The sequence below is a fragment of the Maribacter spongiae genome, from assembly GCF_047345125.1.
Classification (GTDB): domain Bacteria; phylum Bacteroidota; class Bacteroidia; order Flavobacteriales; family Flavobacteriaceae; genus Maribacter.
Window position 1 is genome coordinate 329,994 of record NZ_JBLFEQ010000004.1, and the last position, 26,730, is coordinate 356,723.

The following is a 26,730-nucleotide window of genomic DNA, read 5'->3' on the forward strand; positions in this document are numbered from 1 at the left end:
TTCTTTTCTCGTCTTAGCACCACAACCCTTCATTACCAATAAGTTCAGTTAAAGAAGTTAAAACATTTTTAAGAAATTGTTATTTAGCTTTTCACGCTAGTTATTAGTCGAATAATTTTTCATATCCCTTCTACAGTCAGGATTTTCACTGTCATATTTATATTACCTAACTAAACTCAAAATTTATGAACAAAAAAGTCTTTAGTATTTTGACTGTGCTATTATTGCTCTTTACACAGGGTATAATAGCGCAAAATGGATCCGTTACAGGGACTGTAACGGATGAGTCCGGCATTCCCTTGCCGGGTGTCAATGTTATTGAAAAAGGAACTTCCAACGGAACTTCCACGGATTTTGATGGAAACTACGCCATCAATGTAAGCGACAACGCAATTTTGGTCTTCTCTTCATTGGGATATAAGTCCATTGAAATTGCGGTAAACGGGCAATCCACAATAGACACTTCTTTAGAAGAGGATGCCAGTCAATTGGATGAAGTGGTGGTTACCGCTTTGGGTATCAGCAGAGAGAAAAAATCTTTGGGTTATGCCGTTACCAAAGTTGATGGAGATGCCGTTTCCTTGGCAAAAGAAGCTAACGTGGTCAACTCTTTGGCCGGTAAGGTTGCAGGAGTAGTGGTTTCAAAAGGAACATCGGGCCCTGGTGGAGGTACCCGTGTGGTAATCAGGGGTAATAACTCCATTACGGGAAACAACCAACCCCTTTATGTTATCGATGGTGTGCCGATCGACAATTCCGCTTTGGGAGCTCCAACGGGTGCAGGACAGTTTAATATTGGTGATTTAGGTTCGGGTATTTCAGATATTAACCCAGATGACATTGAATCATTATCTGTTTTAAAAGGACCTAACGCAGCCGCTTTATATGGTTCAAGAGCCAGTAACGGGGTCATTATTATCACTACTAAGAAAGGAACCTTGGGAAAAGGTCTGGGGATTTCATTTACCTCTAATGCCACTTTCGATACCCCTTTGGTATTACCGGAATATCAAAATGAATATGGACGAGGTACTGATGGTGTTTTTCCTCAAATTAATGCAAGTGATCCGTTATCGGTACAGGCAAATACAGTGGCCGGTGCAGGTTCTTGGGGGCCACGTTTTGATGGGTCTTCGCAATTGGCCTACAATGGAGAACAAAGATCGTATGTGGCCCAACCAAACAATGTGAAAGACTTTTTTGAGACAGGAACTAGTTTTGTAAATACTTTGGCATTGAGTAGCGGCACTGAAAAATCATCCATTCGATTCTCTTATACCAACTCGGATATCGAATCTATTCTGCCCAATTCAGGGGTCCAAAGAGATAATTTCAATCTAAGGGCATTTACCAATTTATCGGACAAATTGACCTTGGATGCCAGAGTTACCTATTTTAAACAGACGGCACGTAATCGGCCGAATCAAGGAACAGAAGGGGTGGCGGCTTATCTATGGCCACTGGCAAGAAATGTAAGACTCTCGGACCTACAGGTGTTCCAGGATTTGCAAAGCCCGATTCGACCCGTAGACCCTAACAATCCTTTAGCCATATATAGGGTAATCGCCCCTACTTCAGCAGGAGGTAATCCATACTGGATTTTAAACCATGATTCCAATGAAGATAGAAGATCCCGTGTCACCGGTTTCGCTAAATTACAATATGAATTTAATGATTGGTTGTCCATCTTTGTAAGAGCAGGTACAGATGATATTACCCAGGATGTTGAAAAAGTAACCCAAGTAGGGCATCATTTCTTTCAGGGTGGTAATATTGATTTTGAAAGAAACGACAGAACAGAGACCAACTATGATTTCTTGTTAATGTTCAATAAAGATTTAAGCAGCAAATTTAATTTAACGGCTAATGTAGGAGCCAATGCACTTCGGTTTTCAGCATTGCGATCAACTACTAGAGGAGAGAATTTCAAAATACCTGGAAGGACATTTTTAGACAATACTGAAGATTTATTTGCCAGTCAAGACGCTAGAGTCCGTAAAAGTGTAAACTCAATATATGGTTCAGCTTCTTTGTCCTATAATGATATGTTGTATCTGGATATAACAGGAAGAAATGACTGGTCATCCGCTTTATCTGCCGGCAATCGTTCTTATTTTTATAGTTCTGCAAGTTTGAGTGTACTGCTCGACCAAATGTTCGATTTGGGCAATTCTATAGATTTATTAAAACTAAGAGGTAGTGTGGCAACAGTTGGTAACGATACCGACCCCCAACAACTGGTAAATGTTTTTAGGGTTGCTGCCAACGGGTTTTTAGATAATGTTGTAGTTAATAGGGAAAGAATACTTTTTAGTGAAGATCTTCGCCCTGAAGACGTGACTTCATCAGAGATAGGATTGGAACTTAGAGCCTTTGGGAATCGCTTTTTTGCCGATATCTCTTATTATGATATCAATTCAAAGGATTTGATTTTTGATGTGCCCGTAGATCCCGGAACTGGGTTTGATGAATTTAGAACAAATGTGGGTGAGATTACCAACAAAGGTTTTGAAATATTGATTGGGGGAACTCCGATCCGTACTCAAAACTTCTCATGGGATGTTTCTGGAAACATTTCACGAAATAGAAATAAACTCGTGAGCTTGATTGAAGGACAAGATCTATTTAATTTTAGTTCTGATAATGGAGGTACCGTTGCCGTTGTAGGTAGAGCCGGGGAAGGCTTTGGTGATATTGAAACGACTACATGGTTGCGCAATGATGCCGGGCAGTTGATCGTTACGGCCGAAGGCCGTCCACAGGCCACTTCGCAACGGGAAAAATCTGGCAATTACCAACCTGATTTTTCAGGAGGGTTTACCAATACCTTCCGCTATAAGGATTTCACGTTGAATACCCTCGTTGACTTCCGTATAGGAGGTGAGGTATATTCGTTTACAGATGCTGCATTGGATGCTTCAGGGGTATCCCAAAGATCATTACAATTCCGTGAAAGTGGTATTTTGGTCGATGGTGTCGTGGAAAATGATGATGGTACTTTTTCGCCAAATACCACTACTATAAGTGCTCAGGACTACTGGGGTGCGGTCAGTAATATTGGATCAGAATATGTTTTTGACCAAACTAATGTAAGATTACGTGAAGTAAGTTTGACTTATAATGTACCGCAAAAGTTCTTAGAAAATACATTTATACAAAGTGCATCTTTGAGCGCTGTTGGAAGAAATTTATTATTTTTATATAAAGACGCTGAAAATTTCGATCCGGAATCGAGTTACTCTACATCCAACTTCAGCCAAGGAGTTTTGTTTTATGCCCTGCCAACAACCAGAAGTTTTGGACTTAGCTTAAATGTTAACTTTTAAAAAATTGTATGATGAAAAAAATTGAATTAATGGTATTTGGACTATTATGTCTGATTTTGATATCGTCCTGTACCGAAAATTTTGATGAATTGAACACGGACCAGAATGGATTTCTTACCGAAGAGGTAAGTGCCAAATTCTTTTTAACGGACACTCAGTTCCGATTATATTCTCCTGATCGTTTTCCGTATTGGAGAGCACATTTGATTCATTCGGATCGCTATGCCGGTCATTTTACTTTTGGCCACAATTCTTCTTGGTGGCCAGATGAACTAGCATATAGTTATAGTGCTGGATTCACTGATGCTTCTTTTGGTTGGTTGTCCGGTTATCTTGGTAATGTCTTGGATTTTAGTCGGCAAGTGGAAGAAGGAGCAGAACTGGAGAATGAATTTATGTTCGCCATGGCATTGATTATAAAAGGATTGTATTATCAAATGTACACAGATACCTTTGGAATGGTACCATTTACCGAAGCCGGTGTTGATGGAATCTTAACGCCAAAGTATGACGAACAGTCTGTAATCTACCAAGGTATTATAGCTGATTTGAATAAGGCCATGGATATCATAGGTTCCACAGAAAGAACCGGAGTTGGGGTCGATGATGTTGGAGAAAATGATATTTATTTGGGAGGTGATTTGCAAAAATGGAAAAAATTGGCCAATACACTTAAACTTAGAATCGGTATGCGTGCGTTGGGAGCTCCAGGTGAAAATTTTGCCTCTCAAACAATTTCTGAGGCTTTATCAGCACCACTTTTGGATAGGATTAGTGGAAGTGACTTAGATTTATGGGGAGGAAATGTAGTTATGAAAAAAGATTTTGTCATTAGCCAATGGGCAGCAGCTGCCTATGGAGATGTTTGGCACAATTTTGGAGGAGGTTCTGATTGGACAATAGGAGCTACTCTTATCAATTTATTACAAGATTATAATGATCCCCGATTATCAGCTTATGCAAAACCAGCAAAAGGAGGAGAGTTTAGATTTATTGATGCCACAGACCCTGATGATGGTTCTCGAATTGATCCAAATTTCCAAGTACGTCTTGATTTTATTCTTGAAACACTTGATACTGCCGGTGCGACTTATACAACTTCCACAGTCGCAGATACTACTTTTTTAGAAGTCCCTGCAGGACAGTTTATTGGACAACCCACAAGAATTAATGGAGACACTTATCCTTATGTACGTTATGATTTGTTCAGTACACCCAGTGATCGGGTGATTCAACCTAAGGGTTCTCAAGTAGACGCCTATCCTGAAATTGTTCTCACAAGTGCAGAATCCTATTTCTTACAGGCTGAAGCAGCAGTAAGAGGATTATCGGGTGGTGATGCCCAAGCTTTATTTACAGACGGAATAAGGGAAGCCATGAAGTTATGGAGTATTCCAGATGGAGATGCAGAAACCTATATAGCTACTGAAACTATCGCCGATATTTCAACGGGCACTGTAGATGAAAAGCTTGAAAAAATAGCTTTACAACGTTGGTTGGTAAGCTATACTGATGGGTTCGAAGCATGGACTGTAGTACGGGATACCGGTTATCCAAGTGACTTGGCAGCGGGAGTGTCCGACCCTATTATTTTTGGGCTTGGAACTTTAGATGGAGATTATCCTCAAAGATTACGTTATGGTTCAGGAGCTCAGGACAACCCTAATTTTTCTGCCGTAGAGCCTATCCAAGGAGAAGACAGACAAGGAACCACTTTATGGTTTGCACAATAATGAATTATTTTATAGTTTAAATTAAGTTAGTTTTAAGTAGTTAAGTTGGGTAAAGGAAGAGCAATTCTTCCTTTACTCTTTTAAATACATTTCATAATATTTGACCATCTTAATCACGGATCGCTTATTGTTTAATCAATGAAAAGAAAAGCCACAATTAAAACACAAGTTTCTTTTATGGCTGCCATTATGCTGGCCATTTCATGTAAAACAGAAAAATCGGGGCCATCTCCCCTTTTTGAAAACCTGAATAGTGATATAACCAATATTCACTTTATCAATAAGATAACCGAAAATGAATTGACCAATTCATTTATCTATGAATATGTTTACAATGGTGCGGGTGTTGCCGTTGGAGATATAGATAACGATGGTTTAGATGATATTTATTTCACCTCTAACCTAAGTTCCAATGCACTTTACCTGAACAAAGGGAACCTAAAGTTTGAGGATATTACCAAAAATTCCAATACCAAGGGCAAAAGAGGATGGACAACAGGAGTGAATATGGTAGATATTAACAGTGATGGTTTATTGGATATCTATATCTGCAAGTCCGGACCTTATGAAAAAAGATCTTTACTTGAAAACGAGCTGTACATTAACAAAGGTTTCAATAGTTCAGGAATTCCTCATTTTGAAGAATCGGCTCGTTCCTATGGCTTAAATGATGCCAGTTATTCCATTCAATCCGCCTTTCTTGATTTTGATCTGGATGGAGATTTGGACATGTATTTAATGAATCATAATCCAAAATCTTTTGGAGCAGGAGGAACAGAGACCGTTTCACCCTTAGGGGATAAATTCTATGTTAATGAAAACGGTAAATATGTAAACCGTACAGCAGAAGTCGGCATTTATAGCAATGCCATTTCTTATGGACTCGGTATTGGTATAAGTGATTTGAATATGGATGGATGGCCCGACATCTATATCTCCAATGACTATGACGAAAGGGATTATTTATACATAAATCAAAAAAACGGCACATTCAAGGAAGTCATAAAAAAAGCCACGAATCATATTTCAAATTTTTCAATGGGAAATGATATTGCGGATTTTGACAATGATGGTTTTATGGACATAATGACCTTGGATATGGTCTCAGAGGATAACTATGGCATGAAAACAAGTATGGCCAGCATGAATCCTGAAAAGTTTAGAAGAAACGTTGAGAAGGGTCGCCATTTTCAATACATGTACAACGGTCTGCAAAAACATAGCACTTATATAGACAGCACGGGTATTCCCTTTTTTTCAGATGTGGCCCAAATAACTGGAGTTTCCAATACGGATTGGAGTTGGGGACCCTTACTAGCGGATTTTGACAATGATGGCCTAAAAGATATTTTTATAACAAACGGAATTAAGAAAGATTTTAGGAACAAAGATTTTTTTGCTGAAATGAAGCTTTTCAGAAAAGAAAATTCCGATGCTTTGACCAATAAAAAGAAGATAAATTCTTTAGTGGCAAAAACCCCGAAAAGACCGCATAAAAATTATTTCTATAAAAATGAAGGAGGTTTAAATTTCACGAATAGATCCATGGAATGGTTTCCAAAGAATTACGCCACATTTTCTAACGGAGCCGCTTATTCCGATTTGGATAATGACGGGGATTTGGATTTGGTCATAAACAATGTGGATGAAGAAGCTATGATACTTCAAAACAATTCCGATACGTTTTCCTCGAACTTTATAAGTTTACAATTTAATGGCCCTACTAACAATAGTAAAGGTATTGGTGCTAAAGTAATCGTCCACTACGATGATGAAATACAAGTTTTTGAAAATTATATGGTAAGGGGCTATCAATCATCCATACCACCAAAAATACATATAGGACTTGGAGAGAAAAGCAAAGTAGATTCGTTGATCGTACATTGGCCGGACGGAAAGGCCCAAAAAATTATAGACCCTAAAATCAATAGATCAATAACCGTCGATTACAATGAGGAAACATATCCTAAAGGCAAGACCCATGAATCTCAAAAAAAGCTTTTCATTCCTACAAATAAACCCTTGGGCATTGCCCATCGTGAAAATTATTTTGATGATTATGGGGTACAACTGCTATTGCCTCATAAAATGTCCCAATTTGGCCCTGCTCTAGCGGTAGGAGATGTAAATGGCGATAAAAAAGAAGATATCTATTTTGGCCAGAGTACCGGTGAAACATCTATTATTTATATTCAAAAATCCAACGGGGAATTTATTGAACATCAATCTTTTGAAGAAGATGCCATATATGAAGATGTAAATGCAAAATTCTTCGATTTTGACAATGATGGGGATCTGGATCTATTTGTAACAAGTGGCGGAAATGAATTTGACCCGAATTCTTCAAACTATGCAGATCGCTTGTATGAAAATAAAGGAGGTAAGTATAAAAAGAGAATGGATTTACTTCCTAAAGATTTGAACATAAGCAGTTCTATAATACGTACAATTGATTTTGACAATGATGGTTATATGGATGTTTTTGTAGGAGGAAGACATAAACCCCATGATTATCCTACTCCCCAGACAAGTTACTTGTTAAAAAACGAGAAAGGCATATTTAAGGATATTACCAAGACGTCCGCTCCCGAGTTAATTGATCTTGGTTTGGTGACGGATGCCAGATGGACCGATTTTGATAGCGATGGTGATATGGATATCTCCGTAGTAGGTGAATGGATGGCACCCACCTTTTTTGAAAACAACGATAACACCTTCAAAAAAATAGTTTCAAAACCCCTGGATAGCCTTACCGGGTGGTATTTTTCCATTACGCCCCTTGATATTGATGAAGATGGTGACGATGATTATCTATTGGGCAATCTAGGGGAAAATTATAAATACAAGGCCAGTAAAGATGAACCTTTTGAAGTGTATTACTCCGATTTTGACGATAATGGAAAAAAAGATTTGGTGTTGGGGTATTACAATTTTGGGGAGTTGTTCCCTGTTCGGGGTAGGGAATGTTCCTCACAACAAATGCCCAGTATAAAAAAAATAACGCCTACATATGATCAGTTCGGCAAGTCAACTCTCATGGATATCTATGGGGTGGGCAAACTAAAAAATGCCTTGCATTTGTCCAGTTATAATTTTAAGAGCGGGATACTAAAAAACAATGGAAATGGAAATTTTGATTTTATGGGTTTTCCGGATATTGCTCAAATATCGTCCATTAATGACATTCTTTTACAGGACCTGAACAAAGATGGCCTAAAAGATTTAATAATAGCCGGAAATATATTTGTATCGGAAATTGAAACCCCTAGAAACGATGCCGGATATGGGATGGTTCTCTTAAATAAAGGTATGGGAGAATTTTCATATTTAAATGCGGAAAAATCAGGTCTTTTTTTACCTAATGACGTTAAAGTCTTAACGACTATAACAATTAACGGAAATCCCCATATTTTAGTTGGCAACAACAATGATAGACTAGGTATATTTAAAATACGATCTAATTAATATACAAATCCACCAACCCTTCCGGGGTAGTTACATATACTCGTTTTGCCTCCCTATCCACTTTGGTGATAATCTGATCATTGATAGGAACAAGAAGCTGTTTGTCCTCTTTTAATACTTCAAATAGGGCTTGTGAGGTAGCATCGTTAACACTTGTAATAATTCCAATATCCCCATGGTGCGCATCAATAATGGTAAATCCGATCACTTCATGAAAGTAGAACTTGTTTCCCGTAAGTTTTGGTAAAAGCGTGAGCGGAAGATACAGTTCAGAACCCATGATCCGATCGGCATCGGATTCCGTTTTTACTTCTTCAAAATCTATTCGAAGTAAATTCGATTTATGCAACCTGCATCGTTCAATAAAAAATGGAACCAGATTGTTTCCTAACGAAACAAATACCGATTCCATATTTTCGTAAATTTCAGGGTCATCCGTATCCAGCTTTACCAGTACTTCTCCCCTAAAACTATATTTTGAAACGATTTTGCCCAAGTAGAAACAAGCTGACTTGTCCATCGCTTCCTCAATATTAATTAATTTGGTTATTCTTCCTCAGAAGATGTAGCTTCTGCTTCCGGGGCTTCCTCCGTAGCAGGAGTTTCGGCAACAGCGGTCTCATCGGCCGGAACAGTTTCTATTTCCCCTGCATTTTCCTCACCTTCGGTCGCTTCCGGCAATGCGGCCGCGGCAGCTTCGGCGGCCCTCTTTTCATTCACCTCTTTTTCAGCGGCCAATGCGGCAGCTTTTGCCTCTGCCTTAACTTTATCAAGACCTTCCACCTTAGAAGCAACGGATTTTTCCTTTTCGGCCAACCAGGCGTTGAATTTTTCCTCTACCTGCTCCTCGGTCAAAGCTCCTTTACGGACACCTCCTAAAAGGTGATGCTTCAACAATACTCCCTTATAAGATAGGATATTTCTGGCCGTATCCGTAGGTTGTGCGCCATTTTGCAGCCATTTAACGGAGTTGTCAACATTGATCTCTATGGTCGCAGGGTTCGTATTAGGATTATAGATCCCTAATTTTTCCAAGAACTTACCGTCTCTTTTAGCGCGGGAATCCGCAGCTACTACCCAATAAAAAGGTTTTCCTTTTTTTCCGTGTCTCTGTAATCTAATCTTAACTGGCATATCACATTAATTTTGTAGGGTGCCCGACCCTTGATTATTAATTCTACATTTTTCCTTTTAAAAAGGGCTGCAAATATATGACTTCTATCCGATTGGACAAGCATTTTTCAGAAAAACAGGTACTCTATAGACCCATCCAGGATTTTAGGCTCGAAAGATAACTTCTACCGCTGATTATTTTGGTGCCATTGCGATCGTTCATAGCAATAGCATATCGACTACTGAAATACGGTTGTACTTCTTTGACCATATCGGTATTGATTATAGTGGAGCGATGTACCCGTAAAAAATGGTCGGACAGTTGTATTTCCAATTGCGTTAATGTGAGATCGGTCAAGTATTCCTGTCCATTTACGGTAAACAAGCTCACATATTTATCGTTAGCTTTAAAATAGACAATGCTCTCTAATTTGATGAATGTAATTTTTTTTCCATTACGAACAGTAATGGAAGTTGGTTTTTTGTTAAAGGTCGTGGTATCCTTAAGTTGCTCTAAAAGATTCATCAGATGTTCTGATTGGTGTTCTTTTTTAAAAAACTTCAGTTTTTCAACGGTAAGTGCCAATCGTTCCTTTTTTACAGGTTTTAAAAGATAGTCCAAGCTATTGGTCTCAAAGGCTTTCAGGGAAAAACTGTCGTATGCAGTACAGAAAATAATCATGGGAGGTTCCTTAAGTGAGCGCAGCATTTCAAAACCTGTCATTCCAGGCATCTGTATGTCCAAGAAAATAATATCGGGCTGTAACGTCCTTATCTTTTTAAGTCCTTCGGTACCATTGGCCGCTTCACCAATGATTTCAAAAATGGATTTAAAGTGGGATAATAAATCCATGAGCCGCTGGCGTGCGGGAGGTTCATCGTCGATAATCAAGGTTTTATAGGGTCTATTGTTCATTTTCAATATCTTTTTGCAATCCTTTTTCGGTGATGTTGATCCAGATTCGTTTCTTGGGGCTGTTTTCCATATTGAACAGGGCTTCGTCTTTATAACTGAGTTTAAGAATATCATGGATGCTCTGAAGGCCGTAACCACTTACCAATCCTTCGGGAAACTCGGGGCCATTGTCATGCACGGCCATGGTAAGGCCCTTTGCATTTCTTCTAGCGGACACCGCGATAGTTCCCTTTCCCTGTATTTGGGAAACACCATGTTTTATGGCATTTTCAACCAAAGGCTGTATAAGGTTCCTTGGAATTTTCAATGCTTCGGATTCCTTATCCATTTCAATGGAAAACTGCATACGCTCCCCAAAACGTATCTGCTCAATTTCCAGATAGGCTTTAATGGTATCCATTTCATCTTTTAAGGTACTCGTGGTCTTATTTTTTCGATTAATGTTGTGACGGAACAAATCGGAAAGGGACAAAGCCATTTTTTCGGTCTTATCTGCATCATTATGTGCAAGGCCCGCAATGGAGTTTAACGAATTGTACAAAAAATGGGGATTGATGCGCGCATGTAACGAGGCAACCTCTGCTTTTGCCTTTAACTCTTTAAGTTTGCTAAGTTCTACATCTTTTTGACGCAAAAGGGCATCGGAACGCTCTTTAAAATAGAGGAATATGCCCCGGAACAGGGCCACGGCAAGGCCATAGCCATATGAGACCAGTAATGCAAAGAAGGGCATATTACCGGTCTTGATACGTTCGGACAACAACAAAGGGAACAGGGTCAGGGCGAGGGCCACCAAGGTAAGGCATGTTTTAAGGATGATGCGATGGAGCAGCCTGTAACTGTTTTTGATCAGGTATTTCTCCAGAAAGAAGAGCAGGCTGGCCACCACGGCAAAAAATAGGGAAATCATGATCGTTTCCAAAGGAGTGAGAGGAAAACGGACCGGAGAAAAGTTAATGGTAAAATCCTTGATCAGGGGTAGGGACCGATTTATATAAAGGGCCAAAGCCAAGGCCACCGCCAACAATAAGGCATTGGCCAGATATCCCAAATACGGATATTTGAACCTTTTGGATAGCACGGTGGCATAGGAAAGGGCGATCAGCAACAAAAAACAGAGGATAAAAAGAACGATCTTTACCCCCACTACAATTCCCCCGTCAACGGTAAGGTTGATGTAATACCAAAGGCCATGATGCTGGAGCACGTACTCCTTAAGTTGCTTGCCGAGGTCTGGCGCATATAATTTTGCAACACAAAATCGGTCTTTTGGGGTAAAGTACATATAAAGTTGCGGCCTGTCGGTCACCTCCTGGTACATGTCCGGTGTAAACATGTCCCATTGACCGGATGAATGTACAATGTGTTTTCTATGGGTAATTCCAAAAACAATAAAATACCGCAAGATCTTGCCTCTTTCTTCCGGGGTTACCGCATCGCTTAAAATGGTGGAGAAGTAGTTTTGTTTAATCTCGGGCCTGTTGTCGTTCTTCCTCTGAACCGTGAAACTTTGCTTGCGGTGTAACGCCCCTTCGTGTATGTTACCGTTGGGTCCCTGAATCTTAAGGCCCGTCTCCAGATAATTTTCGGGAAGGATTTCTATGATCAGATTGGCATTTTCCTTGGTGCTTTCCAATCCAATGTTGTTCGGGATTAGGGAATCAAGGGAGCCAATGATTTGGAATGCCGCCAAACTGTCGGTTCCGGAGGCATTGATCAACTGAATTCTTATATCGTCATAAAATTTACCGGGGTGGTTGCCCCCCTGGGCACCCTTCGGAAAAAAATTCTTGACAAAATACGCCCAATATTCGACTTCTTTTTCAGGGGTTAAATCAATAGGCTCTTTTTGCGCATGTGTACAAGTGCCAGTAAAAATACTTAAGCAAAGTAGTACAAGGAAGCTCAATTTTTTCATTACGGTAAAGGTATCAAAGTTGTTTATTGCCCCAAATGTCAAACCTAAAGACTTTAAATTCTAGCCGTTTCCGACCGAATGCATTTCGGGGTGACAAAATGCATTTTCATGACCGTTAATAACTCCTCAAAACTCCATTTCGTCCCAATACCAGTTTTAAGTAATTTTATCCATTGGCTTTTAGCCCACTCCTATACGTAGTGTGTCCTGAATAGGTCAAAAAGCCCGAACCAATAGAATTTGATCGTATGTATTTTATCTTCGATACCGAAACTACAGGCCTTCCCAAACGTTGGGATGCCCCCATTACCGATACAGACAACTGGCCCCGCTGCATCCAAATAGCCTGGCAACTGCACGATGATATGGGAAATTTGATCGAGCATCAGGATTATCTGGTAAAACCGGATGGCTTTAACATCCCATACGATGCGGAAAAAATACATGGTATTTCCACGGCTTTGGCAGAACAGGATGGTGTTCCGTTATCAGAAGTTCTGGAGAAATTCAATATCGCCATGTCCAAGACCAAGTTTATCGTGGGGCAGAACGTAGGTTTTGATGTGAATATCATGGGTGCCGAATTCCATAGGATGAACGTGGAGAACCCACTACAGGAACTACCCGTTTTGGATACCTGTACCGAACATACGGCCCAATTGTGCCAAATACCCGGAGGGCGTGGCGGAAAATTCAAGCTACCTACACTTACGGAACTACATGAATATCTTTTTGCGGCACCTTTTGCAGAGGCCCATAACGCAACGGCCGATGTTGAGGCCACTACCCGATGTTTTTTGGAATTGGTGCGCCAGCAACAGTACACCACAGCGCAATTGGATGTTCAACCGGATTATTTTCAAAATTTTTCGGAATCCAATCCACAGGCGATCGAGCTCATTGGCCTAAAACACATCAATCTAAAAAAAGCTTCCAAAAAAATTGCGGATGCCCTATGGGAAAAGGATACGGGCGGGGTTTCCCAAGAGGAGCTAAAAGAGAATATCAAAACCCTGGAGAACGCCACATTCGTACACCTTCATAACCACTCCCAGTTCTCCGTACTGCAGTCCACCATCAATATTAAATCTCTTGTAAAATCCGCTGCCAAAAACCAAATGCCGGCAGTAGCCTTAACGGATCATGCAAATATGATGGGGGCCTTTCACTTTGTAAAGGAAATAGGTACCCACAACAAATCCGTTAAAGAAAGGAACGCCGAGGCCTTAGAAAAAGGGGAACAACCTACAGAAAAGGAAATTACGCCCATTGTCGGGTGCGAGTTTTTTGTTTGTGAAGACCATACCAACAAAAATGTAAAGGATTATGGATACCAGATCGTCCTTCTGGCAAAAAATAAAAATGGCTATCACAACTTGGCCAAAATGTCTTCCATAGCCTATACGAATGGATTTTATTACGTTCCCCGAATCGATAAAAAAATTATCCGGCAATACAGGGAAGACATTATCGTCCTCACCGGAAACCTTTATGGCGAAGTTCCGGGAAAAGTATTGAATATGGGAGAAAACCAGGCAGAAGAGGCCCTGTTATGGTGGAAAGAGGTGTTCGGGGACGACCTATATATTGAACTGATGCGCCACGATCAGGAAGATGAAAACCGTGTAAACCAGGTCTTGATCGCATTTGCCAAAAAGCACGATGTTAAATTGGTGGCGACGAACAACACCTATTACTGTGCAAAAGAAGATGCGGAGGCGCATGATATTTTATTGTGCGTAAAAGACGGGGAAAAGCAGGCTACTCCCATAGGGCGTGGGCGTGGTTATCGTTATGGGTTGCCCAACCAAGAATATTACTTTAAGTCCCAGGAGGAAATGAAGGAACTGTTCAAAGATGTGCCCGATGCTGTTTTGAACGTCCAGGAAATCGTAAATAAAATTGAACCTTTTGAACTGGCCCGTGATGTACTCTTGCCCAAATTTGACATCCCCGAAGAATTTAAAGTAGCCGAGGATACTACCGATGGGGGGGGCGATAGTTATCGGGATGGAGAAAATGCATATTTAAGGTATATTACCTATGAAGGTGCCAAAAAGCGCTACGGCCAAATTACGGACGAGATTACGGAACGTATCGATTTTGAGCTAAAGACCATTGAAAATTCCGGGTATCCCGGATACTTCCTGATCGTAGAGGATTTTATACGCGAAGCTCGAAACATGGGGGTTTCCGTAGGGCCGGGACGTGGTTCGGCAGCAGGTTCGGTAGTGGCCTATTGTTTGACCATTACCAATATAGATCCGTTAAAGTATGACTTACTTTTTGAACGTTTCCTAAATCCGGATAGGGTATCCATGCCCGATATCGATATTGATTTTGATGATGAGGGACGCGGAAGGGTAATGGACTATGTTATCAATAAATATGGGGCCAATCAGGTAGCACAAATTATCACCTATGGTACCATGGCAGCAAAATCTTCCATCCGGGATACGGCCAGGGTCTTGGACCTGCCCCTGGGCGATGCCGATCGGATCGCCAAATTGATTCCCACTATGTCCAAACTCGGGAAAATCTTCGGGGTTTCGGAAACCGATTTAAAAAAGAAGTTCAGGGCGGACGATTTGGAAAAAGTCCATCAACTATTGAATATTTCCGAAGGCGATGACCTGGAAGGGCAAACCGTGAAAATGGCCCGCGTCCTGGAAGGTTCGTTAAGAAATACAGGCATCCATGCTTGCGGGGTCATCATCACCCCGGACGATATCACCAATTTTGTTCCCGTAGCCACTGCAAAGGATTCCGATTTATACGTGACCCAATTTGACAATTCCGTTGTGGAAAGTGCCGGGCTGCTCAAAATGGATTTTTTGGGATTGAAAACACTGACACTTATTAAGGATACGGTCAAAATTGTAAAGGCAAAACACGGTATCGAACTCGTTCCGGATGATTTTCCATTGGACGATCCGGCAACTTATGAGCTTTTTCAAAGAGGAGATACCGTTGGAATATTCCAATACGAATCCCCGGGAATGCAAAAGCACATGAAGGACCTAAAACCTACCGTGTTTGATGACCTTATTGCGATGAATGCCCTTTATCGACCTGGGCCAATGGAATACATACCAAGCTTTATAGCCCGTAAACATGGACAGGAAGAAATTTCATATGACCTTCCTGAGATGGAGGAGTATTTGAAAGAAACCTATGGTATTACGGTATATCAAGAGCAAGTAATGCTTTTGTCGCAAAAGTTGGCCAGCTTCTCTAAAGGTGATGCCGATGTACTGCGAAAAGCAATGGGAAAAAAAATCTTTGCAGTACTACAAAAGATGAAACCGCAGTTTTTGAAAGGTGGAACTGCTAATGGGCATCCTGAAGAAATTCTTGAAAAAATCTGGAAAGACTGGGAAGCATTTGCGGCCTACGCCTTTAATAAAAGCCACTCTACCTGTTATGCCTATATTGCCTACCAGACCGCTTACCTAAAAGCCCACTACCCTGCCGAATATATGGCAGCGGTATTATCCAATAACATGAACGATATTAAACAGGTCACTTTCTTCATGGAAGAGTGCAAACGGATGGGGTTAAAGGTGTTGGGGCCAGATGTAAACGAATCATACTACAAATTTGCCGTAAACAAAGAAGGTGCCGTCCGTTTTGGTATGGGAGCCATAAAAGGGGTAGGACGTGCCGCTGTGGAGACCATTGTGGCGCATCGAAAAAAAGAAGGGAACTTTAAATCCGTATTCGATTTGGCAAAGCGGGTAGATTTAAGGGCCGCAAACAAAAAGGCATTTGAAAACCTGGCCGTAGCGGGCGGATTCGATTCTTTTGGGGCCACCCATAGAGCGCAATATTTTCATGACGAGGGTGATGGAATAACCTTTTTGGAGAAAGTAATCAAATCGGCATCCAAATATCAGGAAAACAAAAACTCGTCCCAGATGGATATGTTCGGAGGCATGAGCGAAGCCCAGATTCCCGAACCTATCGTCCCTCCATGCGGGGAATGGGGGACCATGGAAAAACTTCGCCGGGAAAAAGAAGTGGTCGGCATCTATATTTCCGGGCACCCCCTGGACGATTTTAAGATCGAAATGAGTACTTTTTGCAATGCCAATGTTTCATGTGCCAATGAACTGGAAAACTACGTGAACCGCGAACTTTCTTTTGCAGGGGTCATTACGGACGTACAACATCGCATATCAAAAAACGGAAAGGGCTGGGCCGCTTTTACCCTGGAAGATTATACGGATTCCTATGAATTCAGAATCTTTGGGGAGGAATATTTAAAATTCAGGCATTTCCTAATGATCAACTCTTTTGCCTATGTCAAGGCATTCGTTAGGGATGGGTGGGTAAACCGTGAAACGGGCAAGAAAGGGGAACCCCGAATTCAGTTCAATAGTTTTATGCTACTACAGGAAGTCATGGAAGCCTATGCTAAAAAGTTGACCATTAAATTGAATATCGATAAATTAAAGGAAGAAAATGTCCGAAAGCTCAAGGATACTTTGGTATCGCACAAAGGAAACCACTCCTTAAATTTTGTAGTCTATGAAATGCAAGAGGAAATTAAGGTAAACCTGTCCAGCAGAAAACAAAAAGTGCAGATTTCCAGTGAATTATTACAGCAACTGGAAGAAAATCAAGTACATTTCAAACTAAATTAAAACATAAAATTTGTCAATATAACAATAGATAGAATGTATATGGCGTTAGTAAGGAAACCGTAGAATATTTGACTAACTTTGCATAATCAATTTAAAGTAAATTAAAATGGCATTAGAGATAACAGATGCTACTTTTGACGAAGTAGTTTTAAAAAGTGATAAACCTGTGGTCGTAGATTTTTGGGCGGCATGGTGCGGACCTTGTAGAATGGTCGGCCCAATTATAGATGAAGTAAGCAATGAATATGAAGGAAAGGCCGTTGTTGGCAAAGTAGATGTTGATGCCAATCAAGAATTTGCGGCAAAATACGGGGTTCGTAATATTCCGACCGTATTGGTCTTCAAGAACGGTGAAATCGTGAACAGACAAGTAGGGGTTTCTCCCAAGCAGGTATATACGGACGCTATTGATGCGCTATTGTAAGCCCGTTATTCCTTCCCTATAAGGAAATAAAAACGATAAAAAATCCTGCAACATAGCAGGATTTTTTATTTAAAGCTTTTTAGGGAACTATTAAATTTTTCCCTTGAGGCAATATCCCGCACTTGTTGAAACAGGACTTTGGGGGTCTTTTAACATAGACTCAAAATTACTTTCCTATCTTAGATACGATGAACATCCAATCGCAATTAAATAAATCCGTCCTTTTTCAGAACCTGGAGCTTCTGGCCAATCAAGTGGTAGAAGGTTTTATCAGCGGTATCCATAAAAGCCCGTTTCATGGATTTTCTGCGGAATTTGCGGAACATAAAATATACAATACCGGAGAAAGCACCAAACATATAGATTGGAAGCTATTCGCCAAAACAGATAAACTATACACCAAACGTTACGAGGAAGAGACCAATTTGAGGTGCCATATGATCTTGGACAATTCCGCTTCTATGTATTATCCCGAAGTTGGGAGTCTGGGAATAGAAAATTTGAACAAAATCGGTTTTTCGGTCCTGGCCATGGCCGCATTAATGAACGTCCTCAAAAGGCAACGGGATGCCGTTGGGCTGAGCATCTATTCGGATCATTATAATTATTATGCCCCGGAAAAAGGAAGCGAACGCCATTTTCAAATGTTGCGGGCCAAGTTAAACGAGATATATACGGTCTCGCAGCCTTCAAAAAAGACCGCCACATATACCTATTTACACCAGATTGCGGAAAAAATAAAGAGACGTAGCCTTATTTTTTTGTTCACCGATATGCTCCAGACCGAAAAAACGGATGAAGCACTCTTTGATGCTTTACGGCATTTAAAATACAACAAGCACGAGGTAGTGCTATTTCATGTATTGGATAAGGAAAAGGAAATACAATTTAATTTTAAAAACGCCCCAAAACGATATCTGGATGTAGAAACGGGTGAGTATCTGGACCTGTATTCGGACAACATAAAGGAAGCTTATAAAAAGGAAGTTTCAAAATATCTGAAAGCCATACAACTCAAATGCGCACAATACCGAATTAAATATGTAGATGTGGATGTACACTCGGATTTTTCCACGGTTTTAAATACGTTTTTGGTAGAACGACAGAAATTCATTTAGGCACAAAGATATTTTAAAGAAAATTGTTTGTGGAATTGGATTAGCGATGTATATTTGCACACGCTAAACGCCACGGTCTGGTAGTTCAGTTGGTTAGAATACCTGCCTGTCACGCAGGGGGTCGCGGGTTCGAGTCCCGTCCAGACCGCTAAGTAAAGATAAGCCTTTCAAGTAATTGAAGGGCTTTTTCTTTTTTACGGGTACAACATAGGTACAACAAATCTATTTTTCATTTTCATTATCTTTATTTTCAACTCAACTTCTAGAGATTTGAAGATAGTAGATAAAATAGCAGATTGGCTTGATACCTTTGACGAACTAAAAAATCGTTCAAAGAGTTGGTATTTGAGCGAAAACACACAAAAGATAATAGTAGTGGTGATGTTTTTTATCTTACTATCTGCTGTCCTTAATAATCTATATCAAGCTGGATTTTCATGGTACTGGTATTTTGTACCCGTCATATTGATTGTGTTTCTTGTATTCTTAATACTTGGCAAAATCACCCAGAAAGAAAGGAAAATCAATACTAAAGCCCAAGAGCAAGTTCATGAAGTAAAAACAATAGGAGTTAATTTTAATCGTCCAATCTTAGATAATTTATTTCATGCTCTAAAGAATATGGATAAAATCGATATTGAGAAAACTGATATAAATGACTTCTATAATGTTTTAACACTTCCATTTGAGAACCATAATTCAGAAATATTTTTTATTTCAATAACATGGGGAGAGTTACGCTATGTGCTTGAAACGTTTAAAAAAAGATTCGGAATTGGTTATGCTGTCTTTGAAGCTTCAGAAAAGATATATCGAAATGAACAATTAATTACTGCAAAGGCAATTTCAAATAATGGTTTAAGAACAAACCCTGAAGATTACTTCATCGAAAGAATCGATAAATGTCTTCCTTAAAATGAAAGGGGATATTTGAAAATAAAAGAGGTGTATATCCCTATCCACTCTGTTATCTAAAGCTATCTGGCTACTTTGGTCTTCGAATTCAAAATTGTAAAAGGCCTTTTACTCATCATTAATTTCTAATACACGAAAACATGAATGAGCAAACAAAATCATTGTCCGATTTAAATGTGGACACACCAGTCCTGCGAATACTTAAAGACATAAAGTCATTAATGGCTTTTAATAAGAAGGTACTTAACGTGGAAGACCTTGTATTGTATACAGGTTTATCTGAAAGCACCATTTACAAACTGTCTAGGTTAGATATGATTCCCAAAGGAGATAATAAGGGAATCCGTAAACTCTTTTTTGAAAAAGATAGAATTGATGCCTGGTTATTGGGTAAGCCAGATGTTTCTGATGAATACTTTGAGGAGTTGTTCAACGAGAAGCTATTGAAAAACAAACGATAAGTTTTTCGATATGGCTACTGAAGATAAAAAAGGGCTTTACCATGTTAAAGACCCTAAGAAGAAAACTATCTATGATTATACGATTGAGTACTTGGATGAAAAGTACAACATCATGTACAATGAGATATCCCACGACTTTCAGATTTCAGTTCTCAATCAAAAGAGTTGGCATTATCTTAATCTGAATTCCTTAATCATTGAGTTGGCGAAAGCTGGAATTGAAGTAAGCACTAGCAAACTAGAAATTTTGCTGAAGTCGGAATTGATTCTAAAATACAACCCTGTAAAGGAGTACTTCGAATCACTTGACAAATGGGATGGTGAGGATTACATTGCTAAGTTGGTTTCCTATGTGCCGACATATGACAACAAAGCCTTTCTGTATCATTTTAGAAAATGGTTGGTAAGAGCCATCAAATGTGGATTGGAAACCACTTACTTTAATAAACAGGCTCTTATCATTAGTCATAAAGGGCAGAGTTCTGGAAAGTCTACCTGGTGTCGATTTATTTGTCCGCCTGAGCTATCGGAATATATGGCTGAGGATATTAGTAATGATAAGGATGCCCGTATTCAATTGTGCCGGAACTTTCTCTACAATCTGGATGAGCTCGCTGTACTTTCTAAGAAGGATGTAAATGCATTAAAGTCATTCTTTTCTAAGACATTTATTAATGAGCGTTTGCCCTATGATAAAAAGAATACGACACTCCCTAGAATCTGTTCTTTTTTAGGTTCCACGAATATGTCTTCTTTTTTGAATGACGAAACGGGTTCGGTGCGTTGGTTGTGTTTTGAACTGATGGATAAAATCGATTTTGCCTATTCCAAAGAAATCGAAATCAAAAATGTTTGGGCACAAGCGTATCATCTAGCCTACCACGACCCTAATTTCAATCCTGAGTTAACGCTAAAGGATATCATGGAAAATGAGGAGCGCAACAAGAAGTATACAAAGCTCACAACGGAACAGGAGTTGGTTGCTAAGTATTATGAGAAGTCGAATGATATAAAGGACTTTGTTACTGCGTCCGATGTGCTAATTAGCTTGTCCTGTTTGAACTTGCGACTGAATCAAATAAACCTTGGACGAGCCTTGTCTGGATTCAACTACCAAAAGGTGAAACATCCCAAGCGACAGGTCTATGGATATTTGGCAAAATCGCTGTTTGAGGACACTCCTTGGGAAATGGAATTATCTAAAAAGAAGAAATAGTACCTACCTAACTACCTATTAATTTAAATACCCTAAGAACAGGGCTAACCCTTTAGGTAAGATGTATAACCCTTATGCTACCTAGGTATTACCTAACCTACCTTTTAGTATAAGATGGGTAAGATGTTTTTAAAGTTTACCTAAAGCACAAGCCCTTACAAATAGTGACTTAGGTAAGAAGGTAGGAGAATATCATAAAAATAAAACGCTGATGAAAACAAAAATAATAACGTGCAGAAGCGCCCGAAATTTTTGTCTAGTGAAAATACTAGAAAATTTAGGTCACTTCCCCACAAGGAAAACGGAAAAAGAAGCTTGGGTTTCTGAGTCCTTTCAGGTCAGAAACCCAAGCCTCTTTTAAGATATCTCTGGCGCTCAATCGATGGTACGACCACGGAATGGGAAAAGGAGGAAATAGCATTGACCTATTGGTCCAGCTTTTGAACTTATCGGTAAAAGAAGTCCTGGCATATTTAAGCAATGATTTAGCTTTTTCTTTTCATAAGCCACCTCTCAGAATTAATAAACCTAAAAACAATCACATAATGGAGATTCAAACAATAATTCACCCTGCAATGATTGGTTATTTAAAAGCAAGGAAGATACCATTAGCTATCGGAAAGCAGCATTTGAAAGAAGTAACCTATAAGCGTAATGATAAAACCTTTTTTGCTTTAGGCCTTGAAAACCATTTAGGTGGTTGGGAACTTCGAAATAAGTTTCAAAAAACATCTAGCTCTCCAAAATCGTATACATGGCTTAAAAGAGATAAAAAACAGCTCATACTTACGGAAGGGATGTTCGATTTTCTATCAATAGCAACCATTAGCCCCATTGCCGTTTATGAATCGGATATTTTGGTTTTAAACTCCGTTGCGTTTCTCCCTGATGTCGAAATCTTACTATCCAATTATGATGAAGTAAGATTGTATCTAGATAATGACAATGCGGGTGATTCAGCAACTGAAACTTTGATGCATCAACATAATACTGCAGTTGATTTCAGGGATGAGTATAAAGGCTACAAAGATTTAAATGAAAAATTAATGGCATGGAACTAGGACGAGGATTTGACCCAAGAAATAGAGGTTTGAAAAGAGAACGTGATTTGAAATTGGAACGTGAAGGTGAACGAAAAAGGCATTTGGAACGAAAGTTAAAACTAGAGGAAGATGCTAGATATAAAGAGCTGCATACAATACACCTTTCAAATGAACTCCTTTTAGAACAAGATTGTTTGACTTTGCAAATAGGACCGGACCATATGGAGCGGAATGAATCGGCGGGAGGTAAGTCAAGATGGGTGTCTGTGGACACAATCTTGGCTACTCCCGATGGTCACAGCAAAAAAAAGGAACTTATCATAAAGGATGAAATCATAAAGTTTAGATGTACCACTTATGAAAAGAAGTTACTTACGCTAAAAGCAAAAGCTGCAGGATTGACCTTAAGCGAATATTTCAGACGTGTAGCTTTTGAGCAAAAAATTGTAGAACGTCTATCAGATTCAGAAATTGAAATCTACCAGATGTTGGTGAAATACCACAACAATTTTAAAGCTATAAGCAATCTGTTTAAAAAGAAAAACCCAAACCTTAGTGAGGAAGTATTGGAAGTCGCCAGACAAATCAAAGAACAGTTAAAAAAGTTTGACCCATGATTGGAAAAGGAAAAGCGATATCACATACAAGCGCATCAATTGCGTATGGATGGAATCAAGAGAAAAATGCAGAGATAGTTTTTAAACAGCATTTGGTAGGAGAGAACCCAAAGGAAATTACCAAGGAATTTGAATTGGTGCAAGCTCAAAATTACCATTGTAAAAAGAACACATTTTCTTTTGTTATCAGCCCCACTATTAAGGACGGTCAAAAGCTAAGTAATAAAGAACTCAATACCGTTTGCCAAAAATTTATGAAGGAACTTAATTTAAGAGAACGGCAAGCAATTGCCTTTGTACATCGTGACAAAAAACATATACATATTCACTTGTATGTGAATCGTATTGATTTCAAAGGAGTTGCATTTAAAGACAGGCTTATTGGTATTCGTAGTCAGAGAGCAGCTCAAGCTGTTGCGGAGAAAATGCAATTGACAACAGTAAAACAAGTGCAGTTTGAAAAGGAGTTTAATCTAAAGGCAGTTCGAATGGAGATGAAAAGAAGACATGAAGTGATTATAAGCCAAATGAAACCAAAATCTTTTCAGCAATATATGGATGCTATGGCAAGCAATGGGGTAAAAGTAATTCCGTCTATCAACAAAGCAAATAAATTACAAGGATTCCGATTTGAGTTTGACGGGCATAATTTAAAAGGAAGTGAAGTTCATCGTTCGATGAGGGGTTCGAATATTGGCAAGGAACTAGCTCAAAATACTGGAGTAGAAAAGTTTATCAAGCAAAGTAAAAATCTCAACCTGGTGGGCAAATCAATTGAGCTATCAGCCAATATGCTATTAAGCATAGCAAAAACAGTTATTAAGAAAACAATAACCCGAGGAATCGGATACTAAAATAGAAAACATGACAAAAATTGAACAATTGGCCGAACTATTGGTCTCAGAATTAAAAGGTTTTGAAAAAGGAATAACCAAGCTAGAAGCTTTGGAAACGAAAATAAGCAACACGAAAGTGGAACTGAATTTAAAAGAACTCAAACCCTTACTGCAAGCCCAAGAGAATGCTATTAGCGAAAGTAAGAGTGTGCAAGAATCTTATTTATATCGATTACAATCAGTTGTTAAGGGTGCTAGCTTTTATCCTAAATGGGCTATCATCACTTTTATGAGCATGATTTTGATGTGTTGCTTCATCTCGTTTTATGCCTATACAATAAAAACAGAAGCATTAGCATCAGAAAAAGAAGCTCATCAAAAAGGTATTAATACCTATGGAAACTATATGATTGATTTTTTTAAGGAGTACCCAAATGCCAAAAAACAGTTTGAAGCATGGCAAAACAAGAACGAGTAATTAAACACAAAAGTTGGCAATTTGTCTTTTTTTACTCATTTTAGCGTAAGAGTTTAGCTATATGCAATTAATCACAACACAGTTTTTACCGATAAATAAAGTAGGTATTTATCTCAATGAGCTTTTTGAGAAACAGTATCAGCTTCATCAGTATCCTAGAACTTCCAGTATAAGTGTTTTAAACAGTTATCTAAATCATCTAAAAGATGATATCTATGTTTTAGTGGAACACCCTTATGTAGACAAGGTCTACAGAGATTCGTACTATCACTATTACTCTTCAAAAAATCAAGAATATCATAGGGACTGTGCGCGTATTTCTTTTTTTTCAAAAGAGCTAAAGCTTGAAGATTTTAGAAATGTCAAATTACATGGCGAAATAAGAGAAAGTTATTTAGGTTTCACTATTATAAGACCCACGTTTCCTCAAGTAATTGGGAGGTCAGTAATATCTCCTCAGGCAATAAAGAGAAATAATTTTAGAATTTGTTCGGTAACTGTAGATGTGACTGCTAATAGCTTGAAAACTTCAGTTACTGGCTTTCCACATGCATCTCAAAATTCAGAAACTATTACTTGTGCAGAAACCACAATATGGTGTATAATGGAATATTTTGGCATGCGCTATCCGGAATATAGACCGACATTACCCTCTAAGATAGGAGCTATTCTTGCTTCACAATCTTTTGAGCGTTTGTTGCCATCGAAAGGGCTTACTGCCCAGCAAATTTCATTTGCTCTTAGGGAATTAGGTTTTGGTGTCAAGATTTATTCAAGAGATGCTTATGGTGGTGAATTTTTGAAGTTGTTAAAAATGTATATCGAATCAGGTATTCCTGTGGTAAGTGCAATACAAAACACTCAAGGCATAGGGCATGCTCAAAGTATAATTGGTAGGTCACGTTTTTCAGATGCTGATGTAGATGCTTTGGCAAATCCTGAAGATTATGGAAATAATGTTCTAGTATATGATTTTGAGGATATTAAAGTGGATTATGTTTTTATGGATGATAATCATCCTCCTTACATGCATAGTAAGTTAGAGACACCTTCTAGTTTTTATCCACAAGCGAATTGGGCTGGCTGTGAAATAAAAAGTTTTATCGTTCCCTTGTATTCAAAAATTTATATGGATGCAGGTGAGGCTAGGGCATTTGCGAAGTCTGTTCTTAAAAGATATATAACTCAGTTGAATGTGCTTAAGGATACTGATGTGATACTAAAAGTGTTTTTAGCATCATCTAGGTCTTATAAGAATGAGCTAACAGCTAATGACTCTTTAGAAACATTACCGAGAGAACTTTTATTACGTTTACCTATGCCAAAATTTATATGGGTAGCTGAACTAAGTACTAAAGAATTGATTAAAAAGAACCATGTAAACGGTGTTTTTATCTTGGATGCTACAGAGACTAATCGTCAGGGCTTGATTGCTGGATTGGTAGGAAATTATTACCTTACAGAAAATTTAAATGAAATTGTGCAAATAAATGTACCTTTGTCACCGTTTAAGAACTTCAACAATAATTTAAGATAGTAGAGTAATATGACACAATCTATCAAAGAGTATTATGAGTTGTTGATTAAAGAGTTAAAAGCCGAAGCCGAAGTAACAATCGTAGATGAGGCTACTACAAAAATTATATTCGATAGTATTGAAGAAGACCTAGAAGGATATAGATTTGAAAATCAACAGCGAATTAAAGATTCCCAAGAAGACATTTCAAACGTTGTTTTCACAGCGTAAAAGAAAAAACTAAAGCCGCTAATTGCGGCTTTTTTTATTTGCTGATGTGATACTCAATCACTCCCTATTTAAACAAGTTATTATTCCAAAATCTAAATAACACTTTTGATTTAGCATTAGTAGATGCGCCCTATCCGGTTTTTGCTTAACGTTTATCTACCGGAACACTACAAAAACCGGACAGGATCCACGCGCAAAGTTTTTGGGTAAGATTTGGGGCAATAAATTTCATTAATTCTCAAGCTATACTAATATTAATTCCTTCGGGAAATTCATTAAACTATTAGGTTGTCACTTTTTCTTCTAAGACTTTTATGTTTCTACTTGGATAAGTGGTATTGGAGAAATCTTCACTAGAGATGAATATATCAAAATCAGATTTTTAATTTCCTTTTATTTTCATCAACACCACAAAAGCTTAAAAGTGTTCTTTATTATCAATCATAATTTTAAATAAGATGAAACATATTGCAAAAAACAAGAAAAATAAAAGTAAAACCTCCAAAAATATGTGGTTTTCATATGACGAGATTTCTTTTTTTTAACACGTGTAATTTTTCTTACAATAAAAACTGGTCAATTTGATTTAAATCTTATAAATTTAAATCTGTATACTATTTATACATAATCTATAGTAACCCGTTGTGCATTTTGATTGAGATATAAAAAGTTGTGCAAACTGCTCAATGGCAGTAAATTGTAATAACGACAAAACAATTAAGATGCACAACTTTGATGAAATTTACGAAAGAATACTG

Annotated in this window: 19 protein-coding genes and 1 tRNA gene; 16 read left to right on the plus strand and 4 right to left on the minus strand. The window is 38.7% G+C overall.

The genetic code is table 11. From position 1 onward, the window contains the following. Positions 1-185 precede the first annotated feature (185 nt). The 3 genes from ACKWB9_RS08050 (at position 186) to ACKWB9_RS08060 (ending at position 8,524) form a co-directional block, all read left to right on the plus strand. The gene (locus ACKWB9_RS08050; RefSeq protein ID WP_414002499.1) at positions 186-3,326 is read left to right on the plus strand and encodes a SusC/RagA family TonB-linked outer membrane protein; all 3,141 of its coding nucleotides are present in this window, start codon (positions 186-188) and stop codon (positions 3,324-3,326) included. Positions 3,327-3,337: 11 nt separating this feature from the next. Beyond that, entirely contained in the window at positions 3,338-5,059 is a 1,722-nt protein-coding gene (locus tag ACKWB9_RS08055) for a SusD/RagB family nutrient-binding outer membrane lipoprotein (protein WP_414002500.1), read from the plus strand. 138 nt (positions 5,060-5,197) lie between these two features. Continuing rightward, a complete protein-coding gene (locus ACKWB9_RS08060; RefSeq protein ID WP_414002501.1) occupies positions 5,198-8,524 on the plus strand; it encodes a VCBS repeat-containing protein in 3,327 nt (1,108 codons plus the stop codon). Here ACKWB9_RS08060 and rimM read toward each other — a convergent pair. From rimM to ACKWB9_RS08080, 4 genes are all read right to left on the minus strand, one after another. Next, complete coding sequence (rimM, locus tag ACKWB9_RS08065) at positions 8,517-9,044, minus strand: ribosome maturation factor RimM (protein ID WP_414002502.1); 528 nt, start codon at positions 9,042-9,044, stop codon at positions 8,517-8,519. The genes ACKWB9_RS08060 and rimM overlap by 8 nt on opposite strands. Before the next feature lie 26 nt (positions 9,045-9,070). Then, positions 9,071-9,658, minus strand: a complete 588-nt coding sequence (locus tag ACKWB9_RS08070; RefSeq protein ID WP_414002503.1) for a 30S ribosomal protein S16 — start codon at positions 9,656-9,658, stop codon at positions 9,071-9,073. Between the two features lie 124 nt (positions 9,659-9,782). After that, complete coding sequence (locus tag ACKWB9_RS08075; RefSeq protein WP_414002504.1) at positions 9,783-10,553, minus strand: LytR/AlgR family response regulator transcription factor; 771 nt, start codon at positions 10,551-10,553, stop codon at positions 9,783-9,785. After that, complete coding sequence (locus ACKWB9_RS08080) at positions 10,543-12,471, minus strand: sensor histidine kinase (protein ID WP_414002505.1); 1,929 nt, start codon at positions 12,469-12,471, stop codon at positions 10,543-10,545. Before ACKWB9_RS08080 ends, ACKWB9_RS08075 begins: the two co-directional genes overlap by 11 nt. A gap of 248 nt (positions 12,472-12,719) precedes the next feature. Here ACKWB9_RS08080 and dnaE point away from each other — a divergent pair, with 248 nt between their 5' ends. From dnaE to ACKWB9_RS08145, 13 genes are all read left to right on the plus strand, one after another. After that, positions 12,720-17,117, plus strand: coding sequence for a DNA polymerase III subunit alpha (dnaE, locus tag ACKWB9_RS08085; RefSeq protein WP_414002506.1), 4,398 nt, complete (start codon positions 12,720-12,722; stop codon positions 17,115-17,117). Positions 17,118-17,223: 106 nt separating this feature from the next. Then, positions 17,224-17,541, plus strand: coding sequence for a thioredoxin (gene trxA / locus ACKWB9_RS08090; protein ID WP_414002507.1), 318 nt, complete (start codon positions 17,224-17,226; stop codon positions 17,539-17,541). 188 nt (positions 17,542-17,729) lie between these two features. Then, positions 17,730-18,659: a DUF58 domain-containing protein gene (locus ACKWB9_RS08095; protein WP_414002508.1), complete on the plus strand. Its 930-nt coding sequence runs from the start codon at positions 17,730-17,732 to the stop codon at positions 18,657-18,659. A gap of 74 nt (positions 18,660-18,733) precedes the next feature. Then, positions 18,734-18,807: transfer RNA gene (locus ACKWB9_RS08100), tRNA-Asp, on the plus strand. A 122-nt stretch (positions 18,808-18,929) separates the two neighbouring features. Then, entirely contained in the window at positions 18,930-19,574 is a 645-nt protein-coding gene (locus ACKWB9_RS08105; RefSeq protein WP_414002509.1) for a hypothetical protein, read from the plus strand. Between the two features lie 140 nt (positions 19,575-19,714). Beyond that, positions 19,715-20,035, plus strand: coding sequence for a helix-turn-helix transcriptional regulator (locus ACKWB9_RS08110; protein ID WP_414002510.1), 321 nt, complete (start codon positions 19,715-19,717; stop codon positions 20,033-20,035). A 10-nt stretch (positions 20,036-20,045) separates the two neighbouring features. Further along, entirely contained in the window at positions 20,046-21,251 is a 1,206-nt protein-coding gene (locus ACKWB9_RS08115; protein WP_414002511.1) for a VapE domain-containing protein, read from the plus strand. Positions 21,252-21,649: 398 nt separating this feature from the next. Then, on the plus strand, positions 21,650-22,312 hold the full coding sequence (locus tag ACKWB9_RS08120) for a toprim domain-containing protein (protein WP_414002512.1): 663 nt from the start codon (positions 21,650-21,652) through the stop codon (positions 22,310-22,312). Further along, positions 22,303-22,911, plus strand: coding sequence for a mobilization protein MbpA (mbpA, locus tag ACKWB9_RS08125; protein WP_414002513.1), 609 nt, complete (start codon positions 22,303-22,305; stop codon positions 22,909-22,911). The genes ACKWB9_RS08120 and mbpA overlap by 10 nt, the downstream gene beginning before the upstream one ends. Then, on the plus strand, positions 22,908-23,765 hold the full coding sequence (locus tag ACKWB9_RS08130; protein WP_414002514.1) for a relaxase/mobilization nuclease domain-containing protein: 858 nt from the start codon (positions 22,908-22,910) through the stop codon (positions 23,763-23,765). The genes mbpA and ACKWB9_RS08130 overlap by 4 nt, the downstream gene beginning before the upstream one ends. A 10-nt stretch (positions 23,766-23,775) precedes the next feature. After that, positions 23,776-24,225, plus strand: coding sequence for a DUF6730 family protein (locus ACKWB9_RS08135; RefSeq protein WP_414002515.1), 450 nt, complete (start codon positions 23,776-23,778; stop codon positions 24,223-24,225). A 61-nt stretch (positions 24,226-24,286) separates the two neighbouring features. After that, positions 24,287-25,762: a hypothetical protein gene (locus ACKWB9_RS08140; protein ID WP_414002516.1), complete on the plus strand. Its 1,476-nt coding sequence runs from the start codon at positions 24,287-24,289 to the stop codon at positions 25,760-25,762. Positions 25,763-25,771: 9 nt separating this feature from the next. Then, positions 25,772-25,972 carry a hypothetical protein gene (locus ACKWB9_RS08145; RefSeq protein ID WP_414002517.1) on the plus strand — a complete coding sequence of 67 codons (201 nt, stop codon included), beginning with the start codon at positions 25,772-25,774 and terminating at the stop codon, positions 25,970-25,972. The last annotated feature ends 758 nt before the right edge of the window (positions 25,973-26,730 follow it).

Coding starts and splice junctions, on each gene's coding strand:
- rimM (WP_414002502.1), bottom strand. CDS start 9,044: ATGGACAAGTCAGCTTGTTTCTACTTGGGCAAAATCGTTTCAAAATAT.
- ACKWB9_RS08050 (WP_414002499.1), top strand. CDS start 186: ATGAACAAAAAAGTCTTTAGTATTTTGACTGTGCTATTATTGCTCTTT.
- ACKWB9_RS08110 (WP_414002510.1), top strand. CDS start 19,715: ATGAATGAGCAAACAAAATCATTGTCCGATTTAAATGTGGACACACCA.
- ACKWB9_RS08140 (WP_414002516.1), top strand. CDS start 24,287: ATGCAATTAATCACAACACAGTTTTTACCGATAAATAAAGTAGGTATT.
- ACKWB9_RS08055 (WP_414002500.1), top strand. CDS start 3,338: ATGAAAAAAATTGAATTAATGGTATTTGGACTATTATGTCTGATTTTG.
- ACKWB9_RS08135 (WP_414002515.1), top strand. CDS start 23,776: ATGACAAAAATTGAACAATTGGCCGAACTATTGGTCTCAGAATTAAAA.
- ACKWB9_RS08095 (WP_414002508.1), top strand. CDS start 17,730: ATGAACATCCAATCGCAATTAAATAAATCCGTCCTTTTTCAGAACCTG.
- ACKWB9_RS08120 (WP_414002512.1), top strand. CDS start 21,650: ATGGGAAAAGGAGGAAATAGCATTGACCTATTGGTCCAGCTTTTGAAC.
- ACKWB9_RS08115 (WP_414002511.1), top strand. CDS start 20,046: ATGGCTACTGAAGATAAAAAAGGGCTTTACCATGTTAAAGACCCTAAG.
- ACKWB9_RS08060 (WP_414002501.1), top strand. CDS start 5,198: ATGAAAAGAAAAGCCACAATTAAAACACAAGTTTCTTTTATGGCTGCC.
- dnaE (WP_414002506.1), top strand. CDS start 12,720: ATGTATTTTATCTTCGATACCGAAACTACAGGCCTTCCCAAACGTTGG.
- ACKWB9_RS08070 (WP_414002503.1), bottom strand. CDS start 9,658: ATGCCAGTTAAGATTAGATTACAGAGACACGGAAAAAAAGGAAAACCT.
- mbpA (WP_414002513.1), top strand. CDS start 22,303: ATGGAACTAGGACGAGGATTTGACCCAAGAAATAGAGGTTTGAAAAGA.
- trxA (WP_414002507.1), top strand. CDS start 17,224: ATGGCATTAGAGATAACAGATGCTACTTTTGACGAAGTAGTTTTAAAA.
- ACKWB9_RS08080 (WP_414002505.1), bottom strand. CDS start 12,471: ATGAAAAAATTGAGCTTCCTTGTACTACTTTGCTTAAGTATTTTTACT.
- ACKWB9_RS08130 (WP_414002514.1), top strand. CDS start 22,908: ATGATTGGAAAAGGAAAAGCGATATCACATACAAGCGCATCAATTGCG.
- ACKWB9_RS08145 (WP_414002517.1), top strand. CDS start 25,772: ATGACACAATCTATCAAAGAGTATTATGAGTTGTTGATTAAAGAGTTA.
- ACKWB9_RS08075 (WP_414002504.1), bottom strand. CDS start 10,553: ATGAACAATAGACCCTATAAAACCTTGATTATCGACGATGAACCTCCC.